Source organism: Martinezella paranaensis, assembly GCF_014200235.1.
Lineage (GTDB): Bacteria > Pseudomonadota > Alphaproteobacteria > Rhizobiales > Rhizobiaceae > Rhizobium > Rhizobium paranaense.
Window position 1 is genome coordinate 34960 of sequence record NZ_JACHBI010000024.1, and the last position, 16289, is coordinate 51248.

The 16289-nt window shown below is 59.4% G+C and carries 13 protein-coding genes; 5 read left to right on the top strand and 8 right to left on the bottom strand.

Translation table 11 applies throughout. The features are described from left to right. Nucleotides 1-6: 6 nt before the first annotated feature. Nucleotides 7-588, top strand: a complete 582-nt coding sequence (locus GGD50_RS30980) for a histidine phosphatase family protein (protein ID WP_107108897.1) — start codon at nucleotides 7-9, stop codon at nucleotides 586-588. Here the strand turns inward: GGD50_RS30980 and pdxR are convergent. Further along, on the bottom strand, nucleotides 563-1990 hold the full coding sequence (gene pdxR / locus GGD50_RS30985; protein ID WP_107108898.1) for a MocR-like pyridoxine biosynthesis transcription factor PdxR: 1428 nt from the start codon (nucleotides 1988-1990) through the stop codon (nucleotides 563-565). The two genes, GGD50_RS30980 and pdxR, sit on opposite strands and share 26 nt — an antisense overlap. 94 nt (nucleotides 1991-2084) lie before the next feature. Between pdxR and GGD50_RS30990 the strand changes: the two genes are divergently transcribed. The 4 genes from GGD50_RS30990 to GGD50_RS31005 all read left to right on the top strand — a co-directional run bounded on the left by GGD50_RS30990 (nucleotide 2085) and on the right by GGD50_RS31005 (nucleotide 8302). Further along, nucleotides 2085-2768 (top strand): pyridoxamine 5'-phosphate oxidase family protein, encoded by a 684-nt coding sequence (locus tag GGD50_RS30990; RefSeq protein ID WP_107108899.1) that lies wholly within the window; start codon nucleotides 2085-2087, stop codon nucleotides 2766-2768. 35 nt (nucleotides 2769-2803) lie between these two features. After that, nucleotides 2804-3466 (top strand): GNAT family N-acetyltransferase, encoded by a 663-nt coding sequence (locus GGD50_RS30995; protein WP_107108900.1) that lies wholly within the window; start codon nucleotides 2804-2806, stop codon nucleotides 3464-3466. A 251-nt stretch (nucleotides 3467-3717) separates the two neighbouring features. Beyond that, nucleotides 3718-4719, top strand: a complete 1002-nt coding sequence (olsE, locus tag GGD50_RS31000; protein WP_107108901.1) for an ornithine lipid hydroxylase OlsE — start codon at nucleotides 3718-3720, stop codon at nucleotides 4717-4719. A gap of 259 nt (nucleotides 4720-4978) precedes the next feature. Beyond that, complete coding sequence (locus GGD50_RS31005) at nucleotides 4979-8302, top strand: thiamine pyrophosphate-dependent enzyme (RefSeq protein WP_107108902.1); 3324 nt, start codon at nucleotides 4979-4981, stop codon at nucleotides 8300-8302. 87 nt (nucleotides 8303-8389) lie between these two features. On the opposite strand, the gene olsC is transcribed toward GGD50_RS31005, so the two are convergent. From olsC to GGD50_RS31040, 7 genes are all read right to left on the bottom strand, one after another. Next, entirely contained in the window at nucleotides 8390-9235 is an 846-nt protein-coding gene (olsC, locus tag GGD50_RS31010) for an ornithine lipid ester-linked acyl 2-hydroxylase OlsC (protein WP_107108903.1), read from the bottom strand. 363 nt (nucleotides 9236-9598) lie between these two features. After that, nucleotides 9599-9988: a fluoride efflux transporter CrcB gene (crcB, locus tag GGD50_RS31015; protein WP_107108904.1), complete on the bottom strand. Its 390-nt coding sequence runs from the start codon at nucleotides 9986-9988 to the stop codon at nucleotides 9599-9601. A gap of 132 nt (nucleotides 9989-10120) precedes the next feature. Beyond that, nucleotides 10121-11524: a voltage-gated chloride channel family protein gene (locus GGD50_RS31020; protein WP_107108905.1), complete on the bottom strand. Its 1404-nt coding sequence runs from the start codon at nucleotides 11522-11524 to the stop codon at nucleotides 10121-10123. Between the two features lie 258 nt (nucleotides 11525-11782). Beyond that, entirely contained in the window at nucleotides 11783-12607 is an 825-nt protein-coding gene (locus tag GGD50_RS31025; RefSeq protein ID WP_107108906.1) for a class I SAM-dependent methyltransferase, read from the bottom strand. Nucleotides 12608-12756: 149 nt separating this feature from the next. Next, nucleotides 12757-13857, bottom strand: coding sequence for a helix-turn-helix transcriptional regulator (locus GGD50_RS31030; protein WP_107108907.1), 1101 nt, complete (start codon nucleotides 13855-13857; stop codon nucleotides 12757-12759). Between the two features lie 298 nt (nucleotides 13858-14155). Beyond that, the gene (locus GGD50_RS31035; RefSeq protein WP_107108908.1) at nucleotides 14156-15199 is read right to left on the bottom strand and encodes a Gfo/Idh/MocA family protein; all 1044 of its coding nucleotides are present in this window, start codon (nucleotides 15197-15199) and stop codon (nucleotides 14156-14158) included. A gap of 8 nt (nucleotides 15200-15207) precedes the next feature. Beyond that, the gene (locus GGD50_RS31040) at nucleotides 15208-15993 is read right to left on the bottom strand and encodes a ThuA domain-containing protein (RefSeq protein WP_107108909.1); all 786 of its coding nucleotides are present in this window, start codon (nucleotides 15991-15993) and stop codon (nucleotides 15208-15210) included. Nucleotides 15994-16289 lie beyond the last annotated feature (296 nt).

The following is a 16289-nucleotide window of genomic DNA, read 5'->3' on the forward strand; positions in this document are numbered from 1 at the left end:
GTTCAGATGAGCAGCGCGTATCCGGAAATCTATCTGGTTCGGCACGGACAGACGGAATGGAGCCTGTCCGGTCGGCATACCGGGCGAACCGATATTCCCCTCACCGCCGCCGGTGAAGAAGCCGCCCGCAAGGTCGCGAGCCGCCTGCCCGCCATCGATTTCGCCGCCGTCTGGTCAAGCCCGTCCCAGCGCGCCAAAAGCACCAGCACGCTCGCCGGCTTCGGCGATGCGCGTGTCGTCAAGGACGATCTGGCGGAGTGGAATTATGGTGCCTATGAAGGCGTCACCACCAAGGAAATCCTGGCTCAGCGACCCGGCTGGCAACTCTTTCGTGACGGATGCCCTGACGGCGAGACTGCGGCCGATGTCGGCGCGAGAGCAGATCGGATCATCAGCGAGCTTCGGGAGGTAACCGGCAACGTCCTGATCTTCTCCAGCGCGCATTTTCTGAGGGTCTTCGCCGCCCGCTGGCTCAGTCTGCCGCCGCAAGGTGGCGCACATTTCGTGCTCGACACCACCAGCATCAGCATCCTCGGCTATGAACACGACCTGAGCGAACCGGTCATCCGCCGCTGGAATGAGGTTTGACCAGCTTGGCAATCTTTGCCGCCGCCGCATCCGCCGCCTCGGGCGCCATGCGCGCTATACCGAACAGCAGGCCCTGCCGCGGCGGACCAAGATGCAGGGCAGACATGGAGCGAAGTGCGAAGCCATGGGCATTGATCTCCCGTATGGCCGCCTGATCATCGATGCCAGGGTCCCGGAACCAACTGGCCAGTTGCAGCCCGCCAGTGCCCCCGCCGATCTCGAGCCGATCTCCGCAATGACGGTTCAGTGCCGAAACAGCCGCTGCCATCCGCTCGGCATAGACCGCATTCATGTGCCTCAGATGCGCACGAAAGCGGCCTTCGCGGATGAAATCGGCAAGCGCCGCCTGGATATGGATCGGCACGACAGCCCCTCTCAGCCGCTGCGCGGCCGCAGCCTCGGATACGAGCCAGGATGGCACGACCGCGTAGGCGACGCGCAGGCCGGGTGCCAGCGTCTTCGAGAAAGTGCCGAGATAGGCAACCACTTCGCCGCGATCGATGCCCTGCAGCGCGGCGATCGGGCGGGAGGCATACTGGAATTCGCTATCATAATCGTCTTCCAGCACGACCGAACCATTGGCGCGGGCGAATTCCAGTAGCGCCAGGCGGCGTGGCAGGCTCATCGTGACGCCGGTCGGATATTGATGCGAGGGCGTGACATAAATCAGCCGCGGCGGCGGACCGACCGCTCTGCCGACATCGATACCCGCCTGATCGCATGGCACCGGCACGAGATCCGCGCCCGCCATCCGCAGCAAGGCCTGTGCTGTCTCATAACCCGGCTCTTCCATCCAGGCGACTGTGCCATGCGGACGATCGGGCCGCAGCAGGAGGCGCGCCAGCAGATCGATCGCTGCCACGGTGGAGGGAACGATGAGCAGTTGTTCGGGGCGGGCAATCACGCCGCGTGTGGCGGAGATGTGATCAAGGATCGCCTCACGCAGCTCGCGAATACCGCTGTGAGCGCCATAGCCGAGATCATGCACCCGCAGCGAACGGCCGCGAGCGCCGAGGCAACGTGCCCAGGCAGCGTGCGGAAAAGCTGAGACATCTGGCACGCCCGGCTCGAACAGGCCGCCCGCGGCACCCTCGGCCACCGGCATCGGACTGAGCGGCGTCGACGCAGCTTGCCCATGCAGAGGTGGTGTCGTGAATGCGGCGACGCGGGTCGCAGCACCCGTCGTCGATTGCAGATAGCCCTCCGCCTTCAGCCGCTCATAGGCGTTGACCACGGTGGAGCGTGCGACGCCGAGCGAAATCGCCAGCGTTCGTGTCGACGGCAGCCGCTGGCTCGGCGGCATCTGCCCCTGGAGAATGCGATCGCGCATCACGCGATACACCTGGCCTTCCAAATCGCCCGCCACTCGATCGAGCGTCGGCCATTGTGCGACGGCTGTCATGACATCTCCAACTGGTCTGCAAGAAATAGAAAAACTGGCCGTTTATAACCTACCTCTTTGGCGCATAAACAGAAATGATACCGATGAGGACATCATGGCTGACCTTTACCCGCCGCAGACAGAAGACTATCCGACTACCGAACGCTCACGCGTGCGGCGCGAACATCATCGCGGCAGCCATGCCCGTGCCGATGTCCATGCCATTCTGGATGCCGCGCCCCTCTGTCACGTCGGCTATGTCATCAACGGCGCACCCTATGTGACGCCGACACTGCATTGGCGCGAAGGCGACCATGTCTATTGGCACGGTTCAGCGGCGAGCCGCTTTTTGCGCGCGGCCGAGGATATGCCTGTTTGCCTCACCTGCAGCCTCATGGATGGTTACGTCCTTGCCCGCTCCGCCTTCAACCACTCGGTCAACTACCGCTCCGCCATGGTTTTCGGCACAGCCCGCCTTGTCGACGATGTCGAGGAAAAGGCCGACGCGCTCCGCCGCTTCATCGAAAATCTGTTTCCCGGCCGCTGGGACAGTCTGCGGCCGATGACGCGCCAGGAGGTGAAAGCGACGTCAGTACTGAGGATGGAAATCGACGAGGCGACGGCCAAGGTTCGCAACGGCCCGCCAGGCGATAGCGACGAGGCGGATTTCCCCGTCTGGGCAGGCGTTCTGCCGGTGCAAAGCCATCTGGCCCCGGCGGAAGCGGCGTCCGGATTGCCCGAAGGGATAGAGCTACCCGAACCGCTCGCGGCACTGATACAATCGGGCCGGATTCGATAGATTATTTTTCGCATTTGATACCAAAGGACTTCGACATGAACCTCGAAAATTGGAACGGTGTGCCGCGCCCAGAACGCATCACCCTGGAAGGCTGCTATGTCCGGCTGGAGCCGCTCGACGCGGCCCGCCATGGCGCCGATCTCTACGCCTCGGCCCAAGCGCCTGGAGCCGACGATCGCTTCCGCTATCTGTTCGAGAGTGCACCGGCCGACCTCGCCGCCTTCACGCCCTGGCTCGAAAAAGCTGCCGCCGGCACCGATCCGCTGTTCTTTGCGACGATCGACAAGCGGACGGGCAAGGCCGAAGGCCGGCAGGCGCTGATGCGCATCGATCCCGTGCATGGCGTCATCGAGATCGGCAGCATCCTCTGGGGACCGGCGATCGCCCGCAGCCGCATCACCACCGAAACGCTCTATCTCTTCGCCTCCTACGTCTTCGATACGCTCGGCTATCGCCGTTTCGAATGGAAATGCAACAATCTCAACGAGCCGTCGAAGCGCGCTGCCGAACGTTTCGGCTTCACCTTCGAAGGCATCTTCCGCCAGCACATGGTCGCCAAAGGCCTGAATCGCGACACCGCCTGGTTCGCCATGATCGACGCCGACTGGCCGCGCCTGAAGGCCGGTTACGAAAGATGGCTGTCGCCTGAGAATTTTGACGAGGCCGGGCAGCAGAAAAGCAAGCTGGCATTCGGGTAGAAACGAAGCTTATCGACCTTGCACAGGGGGAGCACGATGATGTGTTCCCCTCAAACCATTCGGAATGCGCCTCGTATCGTCTCGACAACCTCCGTAATCGGCGGCCCGTGCCGACCAACCGCAACACGGCGAGATACAACGCTTCCATCTCGGATTAAAATTTCGCTTCCTCGCCCACAATCCTCGCGGTACATATCGCGCGTATTTTACGCGCAAGCTCACCCGATCGACTAGAATCCGAGGATAATGGCATGACATTTCAAAACAGTTCGCGTCTCTACGCTGCTGTTTCATCCTTGTTGTGGCCGGCAATCTTTTGCGCCGGACTGACAGGCTCTTATTTTGCGTTTCAGTCGCATATGCAGCTCTTTTGGTTCAATGTCGTCTATCTCTCCGCCGTGGCGACGATTGCGCTTTTCGAGCGGCTTATGCCCTACGAGGAGACCTGGCTGGAGCGCGACGGCGAGACGTTTAGCAACATCGCACACACCCTTTTGAGCAAGGGCAGCGTGCAGATCGCGGCAGCCATCGCCACGTCATTTCCAATGGCTGTGGCGACTGTAGCGCAACCTTTTCTGAGCCATCAGGCGCATATTTGGCCGGAGCAATGGCCGATGGCCTTGCAGGTCGTGCTGGGGTTGATCATCGCCGAATTCGGCCTCTATGCGGCCCATCGCCTTGCGCATGAGTACCTGACACTTTGGCGTTTCCATGCCTTGCATCACAGCGTCGAGCGGTTGTGGGTCATCAATACCGGACGTTTCCACATCATCGATTCGCTGTTCAAGATCGCGCTCGGCCAGATCCCGCTCTATCTCCTCGGTGCGCCGCTGCCGGTTTTCCTGTGGATTGGCGCGGTAACCGCGTTTATCGGCCTCCTCACCCATTGCAACATCGACGTGCGTACCGGCCCGCTCGATTGGTTCCTCTCGACGCCACGCCTGCACCGCTGGCATCACTCGAAACTGCTTTCCGAGGGCAACACCAATTACGGCGAAAACCTCGTGATCTGGGACCAGATCCTCGGTACTTACTATAACCCGCCCCGCCCCTCCTCCACGGACATCGGCATCACCGGCAAGGTCGCTAAGGGTTTCCTGGCGCAGCTCGTGCAACCCTTCTCCACCAAGGGACGCAGGCAGATCATTGGGAAAAAGCCGAAGGAACTGGTGGCCAAGGAAGAGCTGGCGGCAAGGAAGGCCGCTCTACGCAAGCAGGCCGACGAGCCGATCCGCAAACGAGCTGAGGGATGACGACCAGCATCCGCTGGTTGGCATCGAAGCGTTAGCCACGGCGAATAGTGCCGCGATGCTCACCGCGCCAGCGATGGCGGGAGGCGTAGACTTTTTTGGTCGAAACCGTCGCCGTAAAATTCCAGGATGCAACCAGTGCTCGGAAACCTATTTCAAACCGAGAAGATATTGTCATTTAACGTGTATTGAAAAAGATACCACACGGGGGTACCTATCCGACGCAAATTGATGGTCATGACAGATTAGGAAAATCATTGAAATGGAAGGGAGATTTACCCCAGATCATCTCAAGCAACTTCATAGAATATTTTTCACATCGCGTGAAATAGACCGGCTTGAACGAGAATTCATCAAGCAAGGCATAGCACATTTTCACGTTTCCGGTGCCGGACATGAGTCGACGGCGCTGCTCAACGAATTCCTCCATGATGACGATTGGTTGCATCTGCATTATCGCGACAAAGCTTTGATGCTGGCGCGCGGCATGCCCATTCGTGAGTTTTTCTCCAGTCTTCTCGCCACAGCCAATTCTCATTCCGCCGGCCGACAGATGAGCGCGCATCTTTCCTCCCGCGCTCTCAACATCACCTCGATCGTCGGCCCCGTCGGCAACAATGCACTGCATGCCGTCGGCGTCGGCGCGGCGCTGAAACACAAGTCCGGCATGCCGATCGCCATTTGCTGCCTCGGTGACGGCACTACGCAGCAGGGCGAATTTGTCGAAGCCGTGGCTGAAGCCGTGCGCAGCCAATATCCCGTCGTCTTCATCGTCGAAGACAATAGTTTCTCCATCTCGACGCGCACCACCAAGCAGACCTTCTTCGATCTGCCAAACGGACCCGCCTCTTCTTTCTACGGTCTCGATATCATCCGTGCCGATGGCGATGATCTGCAGGCGTCGCGCGAAGCTTTCCGTAAAGCTGTCCGCCACAGCCGCAACAACCGCACGCCGAGCCTCGTAATTGTCAATGTCGAGCGCCTATCCGACCATACCAATGCCGATGACCAGAAGACCTATCGCACCCAGGAAGAGATCGAGACCGGCTCCGTCCGCGATCCGCTCGTCAATCTGCGTGCCGCTCTGCTGGAAGCGGGTGTCGACGCTGCCGCACTGGAACAGATCGAGAAAGATCTGACCGCCGAGGTGCAGGCGGAAGCAGCCCTTGCCCGCAAGGAAGATGCGCCGCATGTCGAGCCGGAAGCGAAGGCGCCCTACCCGGCTTCGTTCGACAAGACGACTGAATATCGCGGCGGCAAGAGTGCCGCCACGCTGACCATGCGCGAGGCGCTGAACGGCGTGCTCGACAAGCAGCTTGCCGACAATCCGGATGTCGTCCTTTTCGGCCAGGATATCGAAGACCCCAAGGGCGACGTCTTCGGCGTCACCCGCGGTCTCAGCACGAAATATCCCGAACGGGTGCACAATGCGGCGCTCAGCGAATCCACCATTGTCGGCACCGCGGTCGGCCGTGCGCTTGCCGGTCAGCGCCCGGTTGCTTTCCTGCAATTCGCCGATTTCCTGCCGCTCGCCTATAACCAGATCGTCTCGGAAATGGGCAGCATGTTCTGGCGCACCCAGGGCGCCTGGGAATCACCCGTCATCCTCATGGTGAGCTGTGGCGGCTACAAGCCGGGCCTCGGACCGTTCCATGCGCAAAGCTTCGAGAGCATGCTGGCGCACACGCCCGGTATCGACGTCGTCATGCCCTCCAGCGCCGGCGATGCCGCTGGCCTGCTCAACGCAGCCTTCGAGTCACGCCGCCCGACCGTTTTCCTCTACCCAAAGGCCGTGCTCAACAATTCCGACGGTCGCACATCCACCGATCTCGATAAGCATTTCGTCCGCCCCGGCCTCTCACGTTACGTCGCCCGCGGCCGCGACCTGACGCTGGTCACCTACGGCAACACCGTTTCGCTCTGTGCCAAGGCGGCGAGTGCCTTCGAAGCCCAGGGATTTTCGGTTGAAGTCATCGACCTCCGCTCGATCTCGCCCTGGGACGAGAAGGAAGTGCTTGCGAGCGCCAAGCGCACCAGGCGCCTGATCGTCGTGCATGAGGACAATCGCACGGTCGGCATGGGCGCCGAAATCGTCGCGACCGTCACCGAGAAGACCGACGTACCGGTCGTCGTCCGCCGGCTCGCCCGTTCGGATGCGCATGTGCCGTTTAATTTCCGCAATCAGTTGGAAACGCTGCCATCCTACAGCAAGCTGGTCGATCTGATGGCCGAGGTTCTCGAATGCGAGGTTACCTGGCATGAGGAAGACAAGTCCGGCCCGACTGCAGCCATCAAGGCCATCGGCTCCGGCCCTGCCGATGAAAGCGTGCTGGTGACCGATATGCTGGTCAAGCCCGGCGATACGATCGAAGTCGGCCAGCTCGTCGCCGTGGTCGAAGCAACCAAGGCTTCGGTCGAAATCTGCGCCAATATCGGCGGCGTTGTTCAGGAAGTTTTCGCCAAGATCGGCGATCAGATCGCCACCGACAGCGCGCTTTTGACCGTCGACGCCGACCGTGACCTCAGCGAACGCAATTTCGCGCTTGCCTCGGAAGCCCATAATAAGTTCGTGCTCCGGCGGCTGAAATCCCATTCGATCCCGGCGCTCCGCCGTCATTCCGGCAACTTCTCCGAAATTGCCGTCAGCGGCATGGGTTTTGCGACCGGCGCCCGCCGCGTCAGCAACGAAGACATCATCCATAACTGGCCGAACCGGCGCGCCGAGGAAATTTTTGCGCTGACCGGCATCAAGAGCCGCTTCTGGATTGGCCCCGACGAAGGCACGTTGAGCCTCGCGACCAAGGCTGTCCGCGATCTCTTGCGCCAGACCAATATGACGATCCATGACATGGACCTCGTCATCGCAGCGACAGGCACGCCCGATATTGCCACGCCGTCGCTTGCAAGCCGTGTTGCGGTTGCCGTTGCCGAAGATGGCGTGCGGCCTTCGCTTGCCGCCTATGACATGGGAGCCGCCTGCTCCGGCTATCTCTACGCCCTGCAGCAGGCCTACGACTTCATCGCCCAGCAGAACGACGCCAAGGTGCTGATTGTCACTTCGGAAGTGCTATCGCCGCTGCTCGACATGAACGATTTCTCGACGGCCATCCTGTTCGGCGATGCCGCCACGGCATGTCTCGTGACCAGCCGCGACATGGCGCGCAATCCGCTGTTTGCCGCGAGCCGTCCGGTCATCAGCGGCCGTCCGGAGCCGGGTGACCTTCTCTATGTGCCGCTGCCGGACGAAGGCGTCATTTCGATGAACGGCCGCTCGGTCTTCACCGAAGCCGTGCATTCCATGTCGCGCTCGATCGAGGACGCTTGCGTCGATGCCGGGCTTGAACTCGCCAATCTCGATCTTCTGGTGCCGCATCAGGCCAACCAGCGCATCATCGACACCATTGCCAAGCGCAGTGGCCGGCCGGCGCTCAGCGTCATCGAAACCTACGGCAACACCAGCTCGTCAAGCATCCCGCTTGCCATGATGCACGTTGCCAAAGAACACCCCGAGCCGCTCAATCTCGGCCTCGTCGCCTTCGGCGGCGGCATGACATCGGGCGCCGCCATCGTGCGAACGATCAAATAGCTGTAAACAACGTCAGTTCAGCCAAAACAAAACCCCGGAATCTCAGAGATTCCGGGGTTTTCCGTATGATCTACATGCCGGTACGCGTCATGCCTTCGGGCGGTTTCTCAGCGCCTCGGCTTCGGCATAAAACTTCTTTTCCCATTCCTTGTGATTGTCGAGGCCTTCGCGGATGAACGGCGTGAAGATCGCCAGGTTCATCAGCGCCCAGTTGACCACGCGGGCCGGGAATTTCAGCGGCTTGACGAAATCGACGAAGAGCACGACGCGGGTCTTGTCGGTGTGGTTCCAGGCCTCATGCTCATAGGCGTCGTCGAAAATCAGCGCCTTGCCTTCCTGCCAGTGGCAGACCTGCCTGTCGACGCGGATCGCGAGCTGATCGTTCGGCTCCGGCACGATGAGACCCACATGCAGGCGCAACACGCCGTTATAGGGGCCGCGATGAGCCGGAAGGTGTTTACCCGGCTCGAAGATCGAGAACATCGCCGTTTTCAGACCCGGAATTTTCTGCACGGCCGCCCAGGTGTTCGGGCAGGCTTTGATGTTCTGTTCGGACTTCACGCCGAAACCGAGAAGGAAGAAGGTCTTCCAGCGGCTATCCGTCGAAATGGTCTTCACATCGGTGGAAATGTCCTGGAAGGTCGGCAGCTCGCTCTGGCGCAGCAGCACCTTTTCCAGCTCGGCACGGATCGCGGGATAGTCCTTCTCGATCTCGGCGGCCCAGGGAAAGGTCGCATTGTCATAGACCGGCGGATTGCCGAGCTTGGCATATTTCAGGTTGAGGCTTTCGGCCCAAGCGACGATGCCCATGAAAAAGCGTGTCATTGCGCTGGGCCGGTCCATCGGTGCGATGCCGGCTGTGCCGAAGGTTTGTTCCGGAGCACGCGGCTCGGTGGTTGTGGGAGCTGGTACGCTCAAAGTGCTCTCCGTCATGTCTGTCTAATAGGGGCTGTATTGGGGGAGGAAATCTTGTCTCGGGAGAAATTGCGTAGAAATCTTGGAGAGGCGACGGTCCGACAATTCAGCGCTTGCCTGGCTCATCCCTGATCGACGCGCGACTCCTCTGTTATGCAATGATCACAATAGGCGATTATATGAGTTCGTTAGTCGAATTTCGCAAGGGGAACCGTTCGCAAGAGCGGCGTCTTGTTGTGCGATGAAATTCCAACGAATTTCCCGAAATGCTGCACCGCGGAATCGGCAAAAATACGGCCGACAACAATGCTTTTTGCCGCAGGCAGCTTCACATTTTCGATAGCCGCGCCAAGCGTCTCCAGCTTACATCCGGGCGCAGAGTTATGCCGTCTGGCTTTGCCCGAGCAGCCGAATGATCATGAGCCCGGCGACCAATGCGGCCAATGACAGGAAAACGGAAAACATGATATAGATCAACGAGCTCGCCCATTGGCCCCGCTCCCAGAGAGCGATGGCATCCAATGAAAAGGTCGAGAATGTCGTGAAGCCGCCGAGGATGCCCGTGGTCAGAAAGAGCCGCAACTCCTGCGACAAGCCACTGCGGAGAACGAAATATTCGGTCAGCAAGCCCATGATCAATGAGCCGACGACATTGACCACGAGAGTCCCATAGGGAAAGCCGAGACCAAACAAGCGGATGCTCGCCTGATTGACGCCAAGACGAAAGGCGCCGCCCAATCCGGCGCCAAGGAAGACGATCAGATAATTCATGGAACTCCCCTAGTAGAAATTACACAACGATATCTGCTTTCAGAAAACCTTCAGCCGTCCTGTCGCGACGACCGCATTCCAATGCCTGGCCAGCAACCTGTCGCGTTGCCTTTCAGAGCAGATCGTGACGGATCATGGCTCCGAGCCTTCCCATTGGGTTTGTGATGGCGCCCGGCGAACTTTGCCGACCATATCCCCGAGTGAATTGACGTTGAGATCGCGAACGTGACGAAGAGTGACGTCAACGGGAATGTGACTAGCGGCAGCACTCTTCACGATGCCGATGCGCTGCGACAGATAGATACTGGTGTGACCGCTGCAGATGTAGGCAAGAAAGCAGGCGACAGCGAGATAGACCGTATGCATTGCGCCGAAGAGTTCGATGCCCATGATCATGCACGCGAGCGGCGTATTGGTGGCACCTGCGAAAACCGCGACAAAACCGAGAGCCGCAAACAGATCGACCGGCGCGCCGAGAACGGCGGCAATGGCATTGCCAAGTGCGGCACCGATGAAGAATAGCGGCGTCACCTCGCCACCCTTGAAGCCGGCGCTGAGCGTCACGATCGTGAAGACAGCCTTCCAAAACCAGCTCCAGTAGTCGATACGCGCCGGATCGAAGAAACCCGGAATCGTCGCATCGCCGATATTGGGCGACCAGACACCGAGGCCCAGATATTCGCGCGTGCCGAGCAGATAGACGAGGCCGATCAGGACTGCGCTGGCGATGACCGGCCTCAGCGGCGCGTAGGCGCAGATGCTCTTGAAGAGAGCCGACATCCTATGGGAAATTTCGCTGAAGCAGCGTGCCATCAGTCCGAAAAGCACGCCGGCGACGCCGACTTTTGCCAGCAGCAGCGGGTCGAGATGAAACGTGCTCGCGGGCGTGCCGGCAAGATAGGCGACGTGATACTGAACATGTTCGATGCCCCAGGCATGGCAGGTCCAGTCGGCCGCAATGGCTGCAGCAAGAGAGGGGATCAACGCTTCATATTGCATGCGCCCGATGGTCAGCACCTCGAGCGCAAAGACCGCGCCGGCAATCGGCGTACCGAACACCGCGCCGAAACCGGCAGCAACGCCGGCCATCAGCAGGATACGAACTTCGGCATGGCTGAGACGGAAAAGCTTAGCAAAGGCGCTGGCAATACTGCCGCCGAGCTGCACTGCCGTTCCCTCGCGCCCCGCCGAACCACCGACCAGATGCGTCAATACAGTCGAGACGAGGATAAGCGGCGCCATACGCAGCGGCACGCCGCCGCCGGGCTCATGGATCTGCTCGACGATCAGATTGTTGCCACCCTCCGCCCCCCGGCCGAAGCGCTGATAGGTCAGCACCATCAGGAAGCCCGCGACCGGCATCAGAAAGATCAACCAGGGCTGATCGAAACGCGCCGCCGTTGCCCGGTCGAGGCTCCAGAGAAACAGCGCGCAGAGCGATCCGACCACGGCGGCCATCGGCACCACTAGGACGATCCATTTGAATATGCTGCGCAGTTGCTGAAAACGATGATGAAAAAATAAGGATGCGGACATCAGTTCGCCTCTCCCGGAAGACCAGCGGTGGATCTTTCGGGGAAAATGATCATTGAGCAAGAAAGGGGTAACAACAGAATTGCAGACATGACTCTACTCCTTCGCCCTATCGGACGTGTTGAGTAGGAGTCATTAGCGTCCCTGGAAATTCAGAGCAGCGGTTCGGCCACCATGGCCCGGCAGAATCCATTACCGTTGGATTCTCCATACAGACAGGCGAACGCTCCTGTCAATCCGGACAAAGTAGGCGAGACTCCATCAGCCGGCCTTGGCCACCATTTCGATCGGTGCGACTAACCCGCCTCCGACCGCCGTGCTGATATTGCCCATCCGCTCCGCCGCCCTCGGCCCCATCAGTGCGCCGAGGCTCAGCCCCTGCCCGCCATTTGCGGCGCTCGCGCGCATCTCCTGCGCCATCCGGATTGCCAGAGCGCTGCGGTCCTGTTCGAACTCCACCGTGAAGCCGGCCTCTTTGAGCAACTGACGATAGGTCATTGGGCTGCACACGAAACTCGTCTCCGGCGTCATCGCCCAGGGCATCGGATAGGGCAACGTGCCGTCGCGGACCTGCATGATTTCGTAGAGACCGAACCGGCCACCACGCTTCAGCACCCGCCGTACTTCGGCAAACAATGCCGCCTTGTCCTCGATGTTCATGCCGACATGGATCAACGTGGCGCGATCGAAGCTTTCATCTGCCAGAGGCAGCGCCAGAGCACTTCCCTGATGGAAGGATACTTGCATGGCCATGCCGCAGCGCGCCGTCAGGTCATTGGCGACATTGACGAATTCATCGGTCAGATCGACTCCGGTGACGATGCAGCCATAGGCGCTGGCGATATAGCGCGCCGGTCCGCCAAGCCCCGATCCGACGTCGATGAGCCGCATGCCATCCAGCAGATCGAGATCCTTTGCGAACTCCACCGTCGCCTCGCGCCGTCCGAGATGGAATTCATCGACACCAGCGAGATCGTCAGTGCTGAGATGATCGATATCCTTGCCGCTGGCCGTGAGCGCGCCAAGGATCGTCGATCCCAGCGATCCATGCGTATAGTGGCTTGCAACCTTTTCTTCGGTGGACATGACCCCTTCTCCCATGACCTCGCATTCACACGATCATGGAAGAATGCTGCGCCCCCGCCCCCGCTCCGTCAAGCGGTTGCAATTCGCGTGTACGAGACGGATCGCTAGAAATCGTAACGCATGCCGGTCAGGCTTCGCCCGACCGCGTCTCACCCCATCCTGATTCCTGCCAGCAGCAGGGACAGTTCCGGTTGCCGGTTCGTGTCGGTCTTGCGGTAGATCGATTTCAGATGGGCGCGCGCCGTCTGATAGCTGACGGTGCGTTGGGCGGCAATGTCGTGCAAAGTCATGCCTTGCGCCAGCATCAGGGCAATTTCCGCTTCGGCGCGGGTCAGTCCAAAAAGCTTGGTTAGCGTTGCCGGGCGCTGGTGGACTTTTTCTTCGGGATCCTCGATGGTCGCAAAGGCGCAGGAATGACAGAAGATATCCTGCATATCGCCATCGAGGCGCTGCATGCGTACGATCAGCGGCCGCCTTCCTTTGCGGCTGAGCAGCAAGATATCGGGCTCCGCCATCGTCAGTAGGTTCTCTTCGCCCAATATAGCCTTGAGCTGCCGGTCGAACGCGTTTGCGTCGTCCTTACGGACCGGCCGCATTTGCCCCTGGGTGATTTGCAGATCAGGACCGAGCAATCGGCGCATCTTCTCGTTGACGGTGGTCACATGACCCATCCGATCGAAAAAGACGCAGGCGACATTGGCCATTTCGAAGGCGGCCGCCATGCCCTTCACTTCACTTGCGGATATGTCGCGCATAATTCTCGCCGTGATCATAAGTTTCTGACGAATGCGATATAAATTTCTTGCTTCTTCTCGACTGTAGGGACCGTCCTTGATCCGCCGCTGCAAGGCAAAAGCCAGGAGATCGTCACCTGACGAAAAACCCACTATTGCCGACCAACGCAGGCCGAAACGTTCTTGGGATTGGTAGAAGTCGAGCGTTTTGAACTCGTCCTCCCCCGCAAAATCCTGCTCGACCATCACTCCCGCACGTCGCATGATCGGCACGTTCAGTCTGCGAAAATCCTGCTTATACCACTCTTCCGCGAAATAATTCTCCATCGCGGGAATAAGACTTTCCGTGACGATGAAGGTGTTCAGCAACCGACCTTCGATCGGCGCGATGTTGACGCCGTAGGATCCGGTCGCGGCCGAGACCTTCTCCAGCACGACCGGCCACAGCGTCGGATCCAGCGCAGCGCCGAAGAATCCGTCCGTTGCCCGGTCTAGCGCATGGAGATCAAACCGCATTGTCCCCTCACCTCGGCCTCATCGACCGATCCAAGCACTTCACCCACAACACCCATAAGTATTATGTCCGAATCAGTTTATTGATATGATTTCCAAATAATACAAGAAACATTTTTGGTATTATCGATATTTTATAGAATATTTTAAATATCTATTTTGTCTAATATACAAAAAATCATCAACAATATCATTGTTTTACCAAAATCCGGCGAAATATGCCCCGGAATACTACTGTCTCCAAAAGAAACGGCCGCCCAAAGGCGGCCGCATAAACCTCAGAGACAAAATAGAGGCGCCGTTAAACCTTCAGTTCGCGTCTTTCCAACTCTGTGACCATCGCAAGATCGAGCACCCGCTGCAGGTTAGCGGCATGCCGGAAGGTCGGGTCCTGATGGCTGCCGGTCATGACCGCTTCGGCAAAGCGCTGATAGTTGGTCGGCACCGGCGGAACCTCGAGAACCTTCCATGTCGCCGTTTCCGTATCGTCGCCGAGGCAAGCCCGCAATTCGGAGCCGGACGGGCTATGGGAGATCTCCAGCCCGCCGCGCTCGCCATAGATGCGCAACTTCAGCTCGTTGAGATGCCCCGTTGCCCAGCGGCTCGCATGCACCACACCGAGCGCGCCGTTGGCGAAATCGACCGTCATCGAGAAGCTGTCGTTCGCATCAAGCGTATATTCGCCGATGCGCTCGTCCGGCGCCTTGTTGAAGGTCTTCAGCCGGGCAAAGACATGGTCGATATCCGTCGCCGCGCCATAGGCAGCGAAATCGAGGATATGGATTCCGATATCGCCGAGCACGCCGTTCGAACCGTGACCGGTCGATAGCCGCCACAACCACTTGGATTCACTGCGCCAATCGCCCCAAGCCCGTGAGACGAGCCAGCTCTGCAGATAGGACGCCTCCACATGCTTCACTGTGCCGATCTCACCCGATATCACCATCTCGCGTGCCCTCTGCAGCGGCGCGACATTGCGATAGGTGAGGTTGACCATATTGACGACGCCGGCGCGCTCCGCCGCCTCCGTCATTTCCAGTGCCTTTTCGTAATTCTCCGCAAGCGGCTTTTCGCAGAGAACATGCTTGCCGGCAGCAAGCAGCGGCAAGGTGGTCGGATGATGCGCCCGGTCCGGCGTGACATTGGTCGCCGCGTCGAACTCGCCCCAGGCCAGCGCTTCGTCCAGCGACGAAAAGCGCTTCTTGATATCGAACATATCGGTGAAGGCCGTGAGCCTCGTCGCATCCGTATCGACGGCGCCCACGATCTCGACTCCTGGAATACGGGCAAAATGCTCTACATGGTTCTTCGCCATGCCGCCCGTGCCAACAACTATGAGACGCATATCGTACCTCAGCGATAACCGGCTTCGCCGGCCTGGTGGAGTCTTGGGCCACGCTCGACGATCGGCTCCAGCGCCTTTTCGACCGGGACATTCGGCGCATCATGAATGCTTGTCTGCGTGCCGAGCGGATTGTGCGCCCACTTGACGGCGTTGATCAGCACCTTCTGCACGGTCTCATTGTGATAGGTCGGATAGGTCTCGTGGCCGGGACGAAAATAGAAGATATTGCCCGCGCCGCGACGCCAGGTCATGCCGGAGCGGAAAACTTCACCGCCCTGGAACCAGGAAATGAACACCGTTTCCAGCGGCTCGGGAACGGAGAACTGTTCGCCATACATTTCCTCGTTTTCCAGCTCGAAATGCTCGCCAAGACCGGCGGCGATCGGATGGCGGGGATTGATGACCCAAAGGCGCTCGCGTTCGCCCGCTTCGCGCCACTTCAACGCGCAGGGCGTGCCCATCAGCCGCTTGAAGATTTTCGAGAAATGGCCGGAATGCAGCACGAGCAAGCCCATGCCTTCCCAGACGCGCTTGGCGACCCGCTCGACAATTTCGTCCTTCACGGCACCGTGGTCCTTATGACCCCACCAGACGAGGACATCCGTGTCCTTCAGCCGTGCCTCGCTCAGACCATGCTCCGGCTCCTGCAGCGTCGCAGTCGTCGCCTCTATGCCGGCATCGGTATTCAGCGCTTTGGCAATCGTCGTATGCATGCCTTCCGGATAGATTTCGGCTACGACCTTATTGGTTTGCTCATGAATATTCTCCCCCCAAACGACGGTGCGAATGGTCATTTCGGTGCTCCTCTAAAACACACTCGATTGAATAGGTTGGCCGATCCAAAGCGCTTTGAGAAATAGCCGCTCAACTCTCCTGTCGGCATCCTGATGCAAGACATAGCCCCTCATTAGCGATTTGACAAAGGCAAAAACGCCGGACCGAAAACGTTTTCGGTCACATAATATAAACTGTGAATGTAAGGCGTGTAACCCGCACTAGGGTCGAGACGCAATCAGATCCACCAAATGATGATTGCGGCGATATAGCATGTTGCGGCGAAGTTTGTGGCGAGCTTGTCGTAGCGCGTAGC

Excerpts from the sequence above, each read along its gene's own strand:
- GGD50_RS30980 (WP_107108897.1), top strand. The coding sequence starts at position 7 with ATGAGCAGCGCGTATCCGGAAATCTATCTGGTTCGGCACGGACAGACG.
- pdxR (WP_107108898.1), bottom strand. The coding sequence starts at position 1,990 with ATGACAGCCGTCGCACAATGGCCGACGCTCGATCGAGTGGCGGGCGAT.
- GGD50_RS30990 (WP_107108899.1), top strand. The coding sequence starts at position 2,085 with ATGGCTGACCTTTACCCGCCGCAGACAGAAGACTATCCGACTACCGAA.
- GGD50_RS30995 (WP_107108900.1), top strand. The coding sequence starts at position 2,804 with ATGAACCTCGAAAATTGGAACGGTGTGCCGCGCCCAGAACGCATCACC.
- olsE (WP_107108901.1), top strand. The coding sequence starts at position 3,718 with ATGACATTTCAAAACAGTTCGCGTCTCTACGCTGCTGTTTCATCCTTG.
- GGD50_RS31005 (WP_107108902.1), top strand. The coding sequence starts at position 4,979 with ATGGAAGGGAGATTTACCCCAGATCATCTCAAGCAACTTCATAGAATA.
- olsC (WP_107108903.1), bottom strand. The coding sequence starts at position 9,235 with ATGACGGAGAGCACTTTGAGCGTACCAGCTCCCACAACCACCGAGCCG.
- crcB (WP_107108904.1), bottom strand. The coding sequence starts at position 9,988 with ATGAATTATCTGATCGTCTTCCTTGGCGCCGGATTGGGCGGCGCCTTT.
- GGD50_RS31020 (WP_107108905.1), bottom strand. The coding sequence starts at position 11,524 with ATGTCCGCATCCTTATTTTTTCATCATCGTTTTCAGCAACTGCGCAGC.
- GGD50_RS31025 (WP_107108906.1), bottom strand. The coding sequence starts at position 12,607 with ATGTCCACCGAAGAAAAGGTTGCAAGCCACTATACGCATGGATCGCTG.
- GGD50_RS31030 (WP_107108907.1), bottom strand. The coding sequence starts at position 13,857 with ATGCGGTTTGATCTCCATGCGCTAGACCGGGCAACGGACGGATTCTTC.
- GGD50_RS31035 (WP_107108908.1), bottom strand. The coding sequence starts at position 15,199 with ATGCGTCTCATAGTTGTTGGCACGGGCGGCATGGCGAAGAACCATGTA.
- GGD50_RS31040 (WP_107108909.1), bottom strand. The coding sequence starts at position 15,993 with ATGACCATTCGCACCGTCGTTTGGGGGGAGAATATTCATGAGCAAACC.